At 27.9% G+C, this 13,515-nt stretch carries 10 protein-coding genes; 7 read left to right on the forward strand and 3 right to left on the reverse strand.

Annotation, left to right across the window (positions count from 1 at the left end; genetic code table 11):
• The first annotated feature begins 30 nt into the window (after nucleotides 1–30).
• The 4 genes from I1A51_RS01260 (at nucleotide 31) to I1A51_RS01275 (ending at nucleotide 3,820) form a co-directional block, all read left to right on the forward strand.
• A complete protein-coding gene (locus I1A51_RS01260; protein ID WP_196890564.1) occupies nucleotides 31–663 on the forward strand; it encodes an NAD(P)H-dependent oxidoreductase in 633 nt (210 codons plus the stop codon).
• 118 nt (nucleotides 664–781) lie between these two features.
• Entirely contained in the window at nucleotides 782–1,291 is a 510-nt protein-coding gene (locus tag I1A51_RS01265) for a hypothetical protein (RefSeq protein WP_196890565.1), read from the forward strand.
• Nucleotides 1,292–1,455: 164 nt separating this feature from the next.
• On the forward strand, nucleotides 1,456–2,331 hold the full coding sequence (locus I1A51_RS01270) for an aldo/keto reductase (RefSeq protein WP_196890566.1): 876 nt from the start codon (nucleotides 1,456–1,458) through the stop codon (nucleotides 2,329–2,331).
• Nucleotides 2,332–2,758: 427 nt separating this feature from the next.
• The gene (locus I1A51_RS01275) at nucleotides 2,759–3,820 is read left to right on the forward strand and encodes an AMP-binding protein (RefSeq protein WP_196890567.1); all 1,062 of its coding nucleotides are present in this window, start codon (nucleotides 2,759–2,761) and stop codon (nucleotides 3,818–3,820) included.
• A gap of 120 nt (nucleotides 3,821–3,940) precedes the next feature.
• On the opposite strand, the gene I1A51_RS01280 is transcribed toward I1A51_RS01275, so the two are convergent.
• The gene (locus tag I1A51_RS01280) at nucleotides 3,941–4,657 is read right to left on the reverse strand and encodes a YebC/PmpR family DNA-binding transcriptional regulator (RefSeq protein WP_196890568.1); all 717 of its coding nucleotides are present in this window, start codon (nucleotides 4,655–4,657) and stop codon (nucleotides 3,941–3,943) included.
• A 485-nt stretch (nucleotides 4,658–5,142) separates the two neighbouring features.
• Here I1A51_RS01280 and I1A51_RS01285 point away from each other — a divergent pair, with 485 nt between their 5' ends.
• Nucleotides 5,143–6,894, forward strand: coding sequence for a peptidoglycan DD-metalloendopeptidase family protein (locus tag I1A51_RS01285; protein ID WP_196890569.1), 1,752 nt, complete (start codon nucleotides 5,143–5,145; stop codon nucleotides 6,892–6,894).
• A 73-nt stretch (nucleotides 6,895–6,967) separates the two neighbouring features.
• Complete coding sequence (locus tag I1A51_RS01290; RefSeq protein ID WP_196890570.1) at nucleotides 6,968–7,441, forward strand: DUF4468 domain-containing protein; 474 nt, start codon at nucleotides 6,968–6,970, stop codon at nucleotides 7,439–7,441.
• 63 nt (nucleotides 7,442–7,504) lie between these two features.
• On the opposite strand, the gene I1A51_RS01295 is transcribed toward I1A51_RS01290, so the two are convergent.
• Together I1A51_RS01295 and I1A51_RS01300 are read right to left on the reverse strand one after the other, a co-directional pair.
• Complete coding sequence (locus tag I1A51_RS01295) at nucleotides 7,505–9,646, reverse strand: S46 family peptidase (RefSeq protein WP_196890571.1); 2,142 nt, start codon at nucleotides 9,644–9,646, stop codon at nucleotides 7,505–7,507.
• A gap of 294 nt (nucleotides 9,647–9,940) precedes the next feature.
• On the reverse strand, nucleotides 9,941–12,082 hold the full coding sequence (locus I1A51_RS01300; RefSeq protein ID WP_196890572.1) for a S46 family peptidase: 2,142 nt from the start codon (nucleotides 12,080–12,082) through the stop codon (nucleotides 9,941–9,943).
• Between the two features lie 144 nt (nucleotides 12,083–12,226).
• Here I1A51_RS01300 and I1A51_RS01305 point away from each other — a divergent pair, with 144 nt between their 5' ends.
• The gene (locus tag I1A51_RS01305; RefSeq protein ID WP_196890573.1) at nucleotides 12,227–13,501 is read left to right on the forward strand and encodes a DUF819 family protein; all 1,275 of its coding nucleotides are present in this window, start codon (nucleotides 12,227–12,229) and stop codon (nucleotides 13,499–13,501) included.
• Nucleotides 13,502–13,515: the final 14 nt, after the last annotated feature.

The raw sequence follows: 13,515 nt of genomic DNA on the forward strand, positions 1-13,515 counted from the left end.
TCTTATTTTTGAAACCTAAAAGAAAACATTATGCACATTATTGAAAGTTTACAATGGCGTTATGCAACTAAAAAGTTTGACGCTACGAAAAAACTTACTTCAGAGCAAATTGAAGTTTTAAAAAATGCTTTTAGCCTAACTGCTACTTCTTTTGGTTTACAACCGATTAAATTAGTTGTTATTGAAAATAAAGAAATCCAAGAATCCTTAGTTGAACATAGTTTTAATCAAAGACAAGTTGCAGATGCTTCTCACTTATTAGTTATCTGTTTTCAGGATGAATTTACAACAGAAGATATCGAAACTTATTTTTCATTAGTAAAAGAAGTTCGCCAAACTCCTGATGAAGTTTTAAATCCTTTTAAAGATTATTTAGTTGATGCTTTCTCAAAGAAAACAAGAGATGAAATGCATACTTCATTTAAAAATCAAGCATACATTGCTTTAGGAAATCTTTTAAATGTTTGTGCAATCGAGAAAATCGATTCTTGTCCGATGGAAGGCTTTGTTCCTGAGAAATATGACGAATTATTAAACTTAAAAGCTCAAAACTTAAAATCTGCTTTAATCTTACCTATCGGATTTAGAGCTGAAGATGATTTTATGAAAGACTTAAAGAAAGTTCGCAAACCACTTGATAAAACTGTCATCGATATCAAGTAAGTATTGTATTTTTTATAATTGAGTTAGTTGTAAAAAAGACTGTTCTGAAAAGAGCGGTCTTTTTTCTTTTATATAAGAATTTTAATATATTCGCGCTTTTAATGAAAATAATTAAACTATGAAAAAGATTACAAAATTCACAAAGTATTTTACATTCATCTTATTAATATCTTTAACTTTTAGTTCTTGTGGAGCATTAGTTAGAAGTAATATTCAAAAAGATATTAGTGTAGAAAATGGTTCTATTCCTGAGGAAATAGGACAAGAAGGAACAACTCTTATTTGTGTATTAAAAGGACGATCTAGTAGAGATAAATACATGAAAAAACATGTAAAAAAGAAATATCATGGAAAATATGTTTTTGTTCTTGAATCGGATTTAAATTCTGACAAATACAAAGATGTTAATATCTATAGATTTTTATTTGATTATAATGCAAATAGTGTTGATACATGGAGACAAAATGCAGATGGAACTTCTACAGCAACAGCTTTGCCTACTTCAAGCTATTTTATAAAAGATAGAAAAGAGAATAAAATATATTCACCTAAAATGAATAGTTCATTTTTTTCAAAATATATTGAAGCTTACGTTATTCAAATGGAAAATGCGAGAATCAAAAAATAATAAGTTTATTTTATCATATTCTAATTTAAAGACCGTTCTTTTCAGAGTGGTCTTTTTTCTTTTTAGCTAAGTTTTAAAAAGAATTTTTACAAACCTTTATCATTTTCAAATTTATTTAAGTTTCTGTTTTCCTTACCTTTAACCAATTATAAATAACTCAAGTTATGGAGATTACAAATTTTTCTTTGAATAATGGTGTAAAAATTCCTTCTGTTGCAACAGGAACTTGGCAATTGGAAGGAAATACAATTCATGATGTTATTGAAAATGCTTATGCTGCTGGTTATCGACATATTGATACAGCAACTATTTATGAAATTGAAGATGTTGTCGGAAAAACAATCAAAGATTTAGAACTTCCACGAAATGAATTGTTTTTAACCACAAAACTTTGGAATTCAAATCAAACTTATAATGATGCATTAAGAGCTTTTGAGCAATCTCTCGAAAATTTACAAACAAATTATATCGATTTATATCTAATTCATTGGCCTGGAACTTATGAGAGGATTCTTGAAGTTTGGCGTGCAATGGAACATTTATATCAAGAAGGTAGAATTAGAGCAATTGGTGTTTCTAATTTTAATATTCATCATATTAACCTTCTTTTAAAACATACTTCTATAAAACCAACTGTCAATCAAGTGGAATGCCATCCTGGTTATCAAAATATTTTTCTAAATGAATATTGCCAAAAACATGATATTTTACTTGCTGCATACGCTCCTTTAATGAGCTGGAAAGTAAAAGATTTATTAGAAAATAAAACACTAAATGATTTAGCTAAAAAATATCAAAAAACTCCTGTACAAATTGCACTTCGCTGGATGATTCAACGAGAAATTATTGTTATTCCTCGCTCTAAAAATCCAAATAGAATTGTGGAAAATATTCGTCTTTTTGATTTTGAATTAAATGAAGAAGATATGTATAGAATTCGTTGTGAAAACAATGGATTACGTCTATTTATTGAGCCAGATAATATGGATTTTGGATTTTTTGAAGATACAAACGGAGGAAATAACGGCCCAAGAGATTAATTTGAATTTTTCTTTTTTGAAGCTTCCCTTTTCTTCTACTTCGTCTAAGAAAAGGTCGGGCTTTCCGCTATATCTTTTGCTGCAAATCTGCAAGCAGCAAAAGGATGTCGCTGCAATCCCTAAGCCGAAGATTTTATAATTACAAACGATTTTATAAAAATCTTTTTTCTTAAAAATACTATCATATCCAAAAAAATTCTCAAGAGAGAAATTTTAATTACATCTCAAACTAAGGTGACTGAGCGAAGTCGAAGTCCCAAATAAAATTCAAAAAATCTCAATATATTACAATCTGATTTCGACTCAGCTCAATCTCCGAAATAAAATCAAGCAACTAAACGAAGTCTAAGTTCCAACTTTCTAACATTAACTTTATAAATAATAAAACAACTCTTTTTATCTTTGGAAAAATTTCAAAGAAAAGCTTATGTTTCATCCTTCCAATTTAAAATTTAAAATTCAAGGAAAACAATTCCATTCCATTGAAGAACTTTTACTTTTTTCAGAAAACTTACCTAAAGATATTTCTAATTTTTTAAAAAATTGGTTTGATTCTTCAGATATAATTACAGTAAAAACTTCTGGTTCTACTGGAGTTCCAAAATTAATTCCTTTAAAGAAAAAACAAATGATTGAAAGTGCGAAAGCAACAGGGCTTTTCTTTGATTTACCAGAAAATACAAAAGCTTTATTAAATCTTTCTGCCGATTATATCGCAGGAAAAATGATGCTTGTTCGAACAATGGTTTTAGGTTGGGATTTGACAATTGTTTCTCCAGAAGCAAATCCTTTAAAAAATACAACTGAAATTTTTGATTTCGGGGCAATGGTTCCGTTACAACTTCATGAAAGTTTACAAGACATTTCAAGAATTAAAAAAATAATTATTGGTGGCGGAGCAGTTTCTCCTGAATTACAGAAAAAAATTCAAGGAATTTCTTCAGAAATTTATGCAACTTATGGAATGACGGAAACAATTACACACATTGCTGCAAAAAAATTAAATAATCTAAAGACTGAAAAAGATTCTTTTTATCAAGTTTTACCGAATATTCAAATTAAAACAGATGAAAGAAATTGTTTGGTTATTGATGCACCAAAAATCTCTGATGAAATTGTTATTACAAATGATTTAGTAAATATTATAGACGATTCGTATTTTGAATGGTTAGGTAGATTTGATTCTGTAATAAATAGCGGAGGAATAAAATTAATTCCAGAACAAATTGAAGCAAAATTATCTGAATTTATCAATGTAAGATTTTTTGTTTCTGGAGTTTTTGATCAAAAATTAGGAGAAAAATTAGTTTTAATAATTGAAGCAGAATTTTCAGAAAAATTAAAACAAGAAATAAGTTTAAAAATAAAATCTTTAGAATCTTTAAATCGATTTGAAAAACCAAAAGAAATATATTTTATTTCACAATTTATAGAAACAGAAACAAAAAAAATCCAACGCAAAAACACGTTGGATTTAATAAACATTTAGTTGTTTGAATTTAAATCAATTTGCTAATTAATAAACAAAGATTATTCCAAAACATTAAATAAATAAAAAAATCTCCTCAAAAAAAGGAGATTTTTTATAATATATTCAAGAAATTATAAATTACATTTCCATTGAGTGATATACATTTTGTACATCATCATCATCTTCTAATTTTTCTAAAAGCTTTTCAACATCAGCTTGCTCTTCTTCAGAAAGTTTTTTCGTTGTTGTTGGAATTCTTTCAAATCCAGAAGAAACGATTTCAATTTCATTTTCTTCTAAATATTTTTGAATTGCACCAAATTTCTCGAATGGCGCATAAATCATTACACCATCTTCATCAGCAAAAACTTCTTCAACATCAAAATCGATAACTTCCAATTCGAATTCTTCTAAATCCATTTTAATATCTTCAGCTTTCACACGGAAATTACAAGTGTGATCAAACATAAAGATTACAGAACCTGAAGTTCCGAAAGTTCCATTACATTTATTAAAAGCAGCACGAACATTTGCTACAGTTCTATTATTATTATCCGTTGCAGTTTCTACAACAATTGCAATTCCATGAGGAGCATATCCTTCAAATAAAACCTCTTTATAGTTTGCAGTATCTTTATCTGTTGCTTTTTTAATTGCACGTTCTACATTATCCTTAGGCATGTTTGCTGCCTTGGCATTTTGCATCACAGCTCTTAAACGAGAGTTTGTCTCTGGATTTGGTCCTCCTTCTTTTACAGCCATTACGATATCTTTACCGATTCTTGTAAAAGTTTTAGCCATAGCAGACCAACGTTTCATTTTTCTTGCTTTTCTAAATTCAAATGCTCTTCCCATTTCTAAGTATGTAGTTTATCTAAAACAGTTATTCTTGAAACTGTGTTATATTAATTATTTTAAAAGTTGAACAAAAGTAATTCTTTCCATTAAGTTTTACAATTTTTTATTTTGATTCTAGAATTTTGTATCGACGTGTTTTGACGTTTTGTAATTTTATCTTTGAAGAGAATTATGAAAAATAATAGACTTGTTGAAGTTTATTTGTTAAAGATGGAACATTTAAATTAGACTTTCGTACATTGTGAATTAATATCTTCAACTTAAATTCACTATTTTAAAGAAATCTTTAACTAAATTCTATAAAAGGGGAAACATATCAAAAGTTTCCTCTTTTTATTTGAAATTAAATAGATATTTAGAAGTATCATTTAAAGAAAATAAATTTTGAAAAGATTATCATTTTATATGAAAAATAGAATTATAATCATTTGCTATTATTAAACTTTCCCATTATTTTAGAGCACTCAAAATGGTAGTGAAAAATGAATACTGATTACACAGAGTTTCAAATTGATACAAGATATGCTGAACAAATTCTATATACTTTATATGGAGTCATTGGTCATGCTACCAAATTGTATGAGGATATCGATTTCAATTTTAAAATCACTACGGAAAATTATGAAACATATCTTTTAAAAATCAGTAAAACTACAGTTGATAATGGTTATTTGGATTATCAACAACAACTTCTACAATATTTTCAAGCAACAAATAAAAAGCTAAATACGCCAATTGCAATTTTAGATGTGAATGGAAGTCCGATTAGTAGTTTTATAGATGATTTTGCAAATGAACATAAAGTTCGTCTTTTAACTTATTTAGAAGGAAATAGTTGGTCAGATATTTCTGAAAAAAGTGTAGAATTATATCAAAAACTAGGAAAACAATGTGCTTTATCTATTAAAGCTTTATCTGGGTTTGATCATATAAAAGCGCATCGAAAGTTTGATTTAGATATTTTAGAAGCAAATTGGACAAAAAATTTTTTCTCTTTATTTAATAAAAGTGAACAAAAAAAATTGGTTCATTTTTTAGAGAATTTCAATGGAGAATTAGAAGAAATTCAAAAACTTCGAAAAGGTATAATTCATAACAATATTCATGATGAAAATATCTTAGTTGAAAATATTGATGAAAAACCAAGCATTTTTGCAGTTGTAAATTATAAAAATGCAATTTATTCTACACTTATAAATGAATTAGCAGTCGCTATTGCATATGCAGTTTATGGTAAAAAAGATGTATTGCGAATAGCTTTACCAATGATTGAAGGATTTCATAAAAAGCTTTTAATTCAAGAAAATGAAATCAATCACTTACCTTCTTTAATAAGCATGCGATTAATTATAAATTTGGTTAAAGTTAAAATTGATTTAGAACAAAATCCTAATAATAAAGAACTACAAGAAATAGTAGAATCTATTTGGATTGCTTTAAAATCGATTTATGAATTAAATCCAAATTTTGTTATTTACAGTTTCAGAAAAAAATGCGATTTCCCAGCACACCCTAATTATTATAAATTTAAAAAATGGGCTTTAAAAAATAGTCAAGAAATTAGCGACTTATTTCCTACGCTAAATAAAAATGATTATGCTTTTATTGACATGAGTGTTAATAGCAATTGGGATGTAAAAAGATATAATAATAAGCGAGTTGCTAAAACTGAATTAACAAAGTATAAAAAGAAATTTCCAGACTCAATTATAACGGGAGGTTATTTAGAAGAAAGATGTGTTTATGATACAAAAGCATATAAAAATTCTAATGATAATTCCTATCGTTCAATTCATCTTGGTTTAGATTTTTGGGTTAAAGAAGATACACCAGTACATGCACTTTTTGATGGAAAAGTTGTAATTCTACATAACAATGCAGCAGAAAAAGATTATGGACCTACAATTGTTTTAGAACATAGAGCTGACCGTAATTTTGTTTTTTATACTTTGTATGGACACATGACTAGAGATTCTTTAAACTTTTTGAGAATTGGAAAACGAATAAGAAAAGGAGAAATTGTTGGTTATGTTGGACATGATAATGAAAATGGAAATTGGATTCCACATTTGCACTTTCAAGTCATTTTAGATTTATTAGGAAATACTACAAATTTTCCTGGAGTAGCCTTTAAAAATGAGAGGTCTACATGGAAAAATATCTGCCCAAATCCATTACTTTTATTTCAAAAGAAAATGGTTAATACACAAATGAATTTAGCATTAGAATTTTAATTTTTTAAGTGTTTTTTTGTTAATCAAATTATAATGATTTAAGTTTGAGAAAAATCATTATAAAATTTAACGTATGAAAACAGTATTTACATTATTATTTTCACTTGTCTTTTTTGTTTCATTTGGACAAAATTTCAATTTAAATCCTAAAACAAAAAAATATGAACAAAAAGGAGAAATTGTTTTTGAAAATGTTCCTAAAGAAAAACTTTTTGAAATCGCTTCGAAGTGGATTAAAAATGGTTATAAAGATTTAAGACATGAAGTAAAAAGGAGAAATTCAGAAGCTGGAATTATTAAAATAAAAGGAAATTATAGAACAGATTTACTGATTAAAAAAGGAATGATTGGGCATCAAGTTACTTTTACAATTTCAGATAATAAAATTTCATATTTCATAACTGATTTCGAATATTTTTCTACAAAATCAGGAAGGATAAAGTTTGAAAGTAAAAAGCTTCCTTCTAAAAGAAAAATGATTCAAGAAGCTAAAAAGAATATCACACAAAAACTAAGTTCTTTAAAAGATAATGTTTTAAATAATTAAAACTAAAAAAGCTCAGTCATAAATGAACTGAGCTTTTTTATTGAACACTAAATATTTCGTTTATTATTTTTTCGGATTAACAATTGTTAATTCATCCATAATTCTTTTTGCTCCTGCATATTTATCAATTACGAATAAAACGTAACGCATATCTACAGAAATATTTCTACATAAATCAGGAGAATATTCAATATCACTCATTGTTCCTTCCCAAACTCTATCGAAGTTAATTCCAATTAAATTTCCTTTTGAATCTACAACTGGAGAACCAGAATTACCTTGTGTAGTATGGTTTGATGCTAAGAAACAAATTGGCAATTGACCAGAAGCATCAGCATATTCACCATAACTTTTAGATTTATATAAATCTAATAATTTCTTTGGTAAAGTAAATTCATAATCATTAGGAACATATTTTCTAACAGCTTCTTTTAAATAAGAAAATGGCTCATATGTAAAAACAGGAATTGGCGAATATCCTTGTACTTGACCATAGGCAATACGTAAAGTGCTATTTGCATCTGGAGAAAAACGATCGTTAGGGAATACTTCTTTAAGTGATTTCACATATTTTCTTTTCACTTTTAATAATTCATCTCTGTTTTTTCTTGTTTCAATCACAATATTTGCGAAATAAAAATCAAAAGCAGCTCTAAAATGTGCATAAATTGGATCTTTTCTTAATTTAGAGATTATTTCAGTTGAATTTCCAGTCATAACTTCTTTAAATCCATCATAACTATGAAATTTAGAGTTATTAAACATCTCATCCAATGTCTTATCAATGTCTAAATTTTCATACATAGGTGGTAAAAATTCTTTTGGAGTATATTTTATATAATTTCTAATCGACTTCTCCGAAATCATTTTCCCTATTCTTGGATCATAATTCTTATAGAAATATTTTGCACTTTGAATTAAGTTCTCTTTCGTTCTTGAAATATTCTCTTCATTTTCATGTAGCATTAATTTTTCGAAATTGATTATTCTATATAAAAATGCAAATTGACTATTTGTATAAATCATACTTTCCAAAAAAGCATATCTTGTAACTAAATACTTTTCATCCTTATCCATAATCTTATTGATTTCTGGAATATAATTAGCATATTCATTTAGTCCTTTTTTCTTAACTGTTTCAACATATAGTTTTTCCTCTTCTAATCTTTTTTTAATGGTTTCAGTATTTTCAATACCTTGACTTTCTCCTACCATTTTTTTCCAATCATTGGTAATACTATTAAAAGAAGATAAATATTTTATTTTTAATCTTGGATCTTGATGCATTTCATAATCTAAAATTTTAATTACATCTTCTCTAATAGCAATTCTCATTGGATTTAATTTATTTACTGTAAGATCAATTGTTCTTGCAGTTAAATATTCATTCGTTCTACCAGGAAAACCTAATACCATTGTAAAATCTCCTTGTTCCACTCCTCCACTTGAAACTGGTAAGAAATGATTTGGTTTATAAGGAACATTATCTTTTGAATATTTTGCTGGTCTATTGTTTTTATCAGCATAAACTCTAAATAATGCAAAATCTCCTGAATGTCTTGGCCATGTCCAGTTATCTGTATCTTTTCCAAACTCTGCTATTGATGAAGGTGGAGCTCCAACTAAACGAACATCTTCAAAAGTTTCTTTAACAAATAAAATATATTGATTTCCTTCAAAAAAAGGTTTTACTTCAATAGTTTGCCAAGATTCTACTTTTGTTGCACTCTTAACTTTCGCTATATTTTGTCTAACAAGTTTTTCTCTTTCATGTGATGGTACATTATCTGAAATTCCTTGAAAAACTTTGTCAGTAACATCTTCAATTTTTTTAATAATTGTGATGTATAAATTTGAATTTGGAAGTTCCTCATTTAAATTCTTTGCCCAATATCCATCCTCAATATAATTATTCTCCAATGTACTATGATCTTGAATTTGCTCAAGTCCACAATGATGATTTGTGAATAATAATCCTTCATCCGATACAAATTCTCCCGTACAACCATAACCAAATTGTACAACAGCATCTTTTAAACTCGAATTGTTAATATCATAAATGTCTGAAAGCTCCATCTTCATTCCTAAAGATTTCATTTCATTTCCATTAATTCCTTCTAATAAAGAAGGCAACCACATTCCACCTCTTTGAGCAGAAACTTGTGTAACAATAAATAAACAAGATAATAGGAGTAGTTTTTTCATTTTTAAGTTTATGTTAAAGCAAGACAAATATAAAAGAAAAGGTTAAAAAAATATACTTTAAATTATATTTTTAATAATTCCGAGCTAATAATTTAAAATATTTCATTTAAAAGATTATTTTATTGTCATTTTTTAACAAATACCTACACTCGTTTTTATAAATTACAATTCTTATTACGAGATTCAACTAAAAACTAACGTTTAGCTATAGCGTTTCTAAAAAATATCACTGATTTTATAATAAAAAAAGGCTATCATCTTCTGATAGCCTCTTCTATTTGTATTTTTTTATAATTATTTTGATGGAACATTCACTAAAGTCATTTCATCAACTAAATGTTTTGCTCCTGCATATTTATCAATAATGAATAATACATAACGTACATCCACCATAATATTTCTACAAATTTCAGGATCAAAATTCATATCACTCATTGTTCCTTCCCAAACTCTGTCAAAATTTAATCCAATTAAATTTCCTTCTGCGTCAATTGCAGGACTTCCAGAGTTTCCTCCTGTTGTATGATTAGTTCCGATAAAACAAACTGGCATTTTATCATCATAACCGTATATTCCATAATCTTTTTCCTTATATAATTTCTGTAATTTCTGAGGTACATCAAACTCATAATCTCCAGGAACATATTTTTCCATTACACCACTTAAATGTGTCACTGGTTGATAGTAAATAGGATCTCTTGGAGAATAACCTTTTACTTGTCCATAAGAAACACGTAATGTACTGTTTGCATCTGGATAAAAGTGTCTATCTGGAAAAGCTTTCATTAAAGCTTTCATATATTCTTTCTGTTTATTAGAAATCTGTTGCTTTAAAGCAATATAATCAGGATTAATTACTTCAAAATATTGCTTTGATAAAATCTTTCCTAATTCATATCCAGGATCATTATTTATTTTCGAAATTACCTCAGCAGAAGTTCCAGAAAGCATTTTTTTAATTGATTCATAAGAAACTAAAGCAGATTGCGCATAAATCTTATCTGACAATGCTTTATAATTAATCCCTTCTAATTCTTTATTTAAATATTTCTTAGGAATTTTAGTAATATAAAGTTGTAATAACTTTTCAAAAACTGGACGATCTACTTTTGCCAAATAGTTTTTATATAAACCTTCTAATCTTTTTAAAGTTTGTTGTCTTGATTTTTCAAATGCTTCTTCTCCTCTTTCAGCAGCTTTTTCTAACCTGTATAACCTAAAAGAAACTTGTAATAATTCAACATTCCAATAGGCAACTTCGATCCAATAATCTCTAGCGATAGAAACATTTTGAATATCTGCATATAATAAATTAAAATCGTGTAGTAAATTCTTATATTCAGCTAATTCCGGATTTTCATTTACTCTTCTTTGGAATTCTTTCTCAAATTGTTTTCTTGCATGAATTGCATCAGTTTTTTCAATTCCTTGAGTTTCACCAATCCATTTTTTCCAATAATTAGCAATACTTGCATATTTAGAAGCATATTTTAATTTAATACCTCTATCATTTCGCATAAAATTATCTACAATTTTAAGTGCGTTTTCTCTAATTTCAATTTTTACAGGATTTAATACATTAACCGTTTGGTCAATTGCAACAGATGGTAAATATTCATTTGTTCTTCCTGGAAATCCGAAAACCATTGTAAAATCATTTTCTTGAACACCTTTTAAAGAAACAGGTAAATGATGTTTTGGTCTATAAGGAACATTGTCTTTTGAATAAGCAGCTGGCTTATTGTCTTTGTCTGCATAAATTCTAAATAAAGCAAAATCTCCAGTATGACGAGGCCAAACCCAGTTGTCTGTATCCGAACCAAATTTTCCAATTGACGAAGGTGGAGCTCCAACTAAACGAACATCTGTAAATGTTTCTTTTACAAATAAAATATATTGATTTCCTTCAAAAAAAGACTTTACTTCAATAGTTTGCCAATTTTCTTTAGAAAAAGTCTTACTTAAATTTTCAATATTTTTGTTGATAATTTCTGTCTTCGTTTTTGAATCTGCCATTCCATCCGTTCCTTTTAAAACCTCAGCAGTAACATCTTCAATTCTTTTAATAAAAGTAACTTCTAAATCTGGATTCGGTAATTCATCTGCTTTTGTCATTGCCCAAAATCCATCTTCTAAATAATCATTTTCAATGGAAGAATGTTGTTGAATTTCTCCAAAACCACAATGATGATTTGTTAATAATAAACCTTGATCAGAAATCACTTCCGAAGTACATCCTCCACCAAAATGCGCAATTGCATCTTTTAAACTAGAATGATTTACATCATAGATATCAGAAATACTCATCTTCATCCCCAATGATTTCATTTCTTTTTCATTAAATCCATTCAACAATGATGGAATCCACATTCCCCCCTGTTGTGCGGATACTTGAATTGCAAATAATAAAAATAATACGTGTAATTTAATCTTCATTTTCTCGAGTTTTGTGCGTACAAATATACATTCCTTTTTTTTTAAAAAAACAATTCTAAACCAACTATTTAACATATATAACGGCAAAGAATCCTTGCAACTTACTACTTTTTTTATATTTTCGCCTAAATTTCAATAACAAAAATGGAAAATACGGAATCTGTTACACCTTTAATTACTAATGATGCTATTGTCTTTGGTATTTTAATGCTTACTTTAGGATTTATATTCTATACTTCATCAAAAAAAGAAGGTCCTTGGAATAAATTTTATAAAATAATTCCTGCACTTTTAATGGCCTATTTTATTCCTGCAATTTTAAGTACTTCTGGAATTATTTCTGCTGAACATTCTCAAACTTATTTTATTGCTAGTAGATATTTATTACCTGCTTCTTTAGTTTTAATGACATTAAGTATCGATTTAAAAGCTATTGCTAACTTAGGTCCAAAAGCATTAATCATGTTCTTTACTGGAACTATCGGAATTGTAATAGGTGGACCAATTGCTATTTTAATCGTTTCATTTTTTAGTCCTGAAACCGTGGGTGGAGCTGGACCAGATGCTGTTTGGCGTGGATTAGCAACATTGGCTGGAAGTTGGATTGGTGGAGGAGCTAATCAAGCTGCAATGTTAGAGATTTATGAATATAATCCTAAGAAATATGGTGGAATGGTTGTAGTAGATATTGTTGTTGCAAATGTTTGGATGGCAATTATTTTACTTGGAATTGGAAAAACAGATAAAATTGATAAATGGTTAAAAGCTGATACAACAGCTATTGAAGATTTAAAAACAAAAGTTTCAAATTATGCTGCTTCTATTGCAAGAAATCCTTCTTTAACTGATTATATGGTAATTCTAGCTATTGCTTTTGGTTCTGTTGGATTGGCACATTTTGGAGCGGAAAATATCACAACTTTCTTGAAAGATAATTTTGAAGCTGTCAGTGATAAAAGTTCTGCTTTATCTTCTTTTGGTTCTACTTTCTTTTGGATGATAACGATTTCAACAATTTGTGGAATTGCATTATCATTTACAAAAGCTAGAAATTATGAAGGAGCTGGTGCAAGTAAAATCGGAAGTGTTTTTATTTATATTCTAGTAGCAACAATTGGTATGAAAATGGATTTAAATACGGTATTTAGTAATCCTGGTTTAATTGGTGTTGGATTTATTTGGATGGCAATTCATGCTGGACTTTTAATTCTTGTAGCAAAATTAATCAGAGCTCCATATTTTTTCCTTTCTGTAGGAAGTCAAGCAAACGTTGGTGGAGCAGCTTCTGCACCTGTTGTAGCTTCTGCATTTCACCCTTCTTTAGCAACTGTTGGAGTTTTATTAGCCGTTTTTGGTTATGTTGTTGGAACTTATGGAGCATTATTAACAGCAGAATTAATGCGAATTGTTTCACCTTAATTTTTTAATTTAGA

The sequence above is a fragment of the Aureivirga marina genome (assembly GCF_015767265.1).
GTDB classification, from domain to species: domain Bacteria; phylum Bacteroidota; class Bacteroidia; order Flavobacteriales; family Flavobacteriaceae; genus Aureivirga; species Aureivirga marina.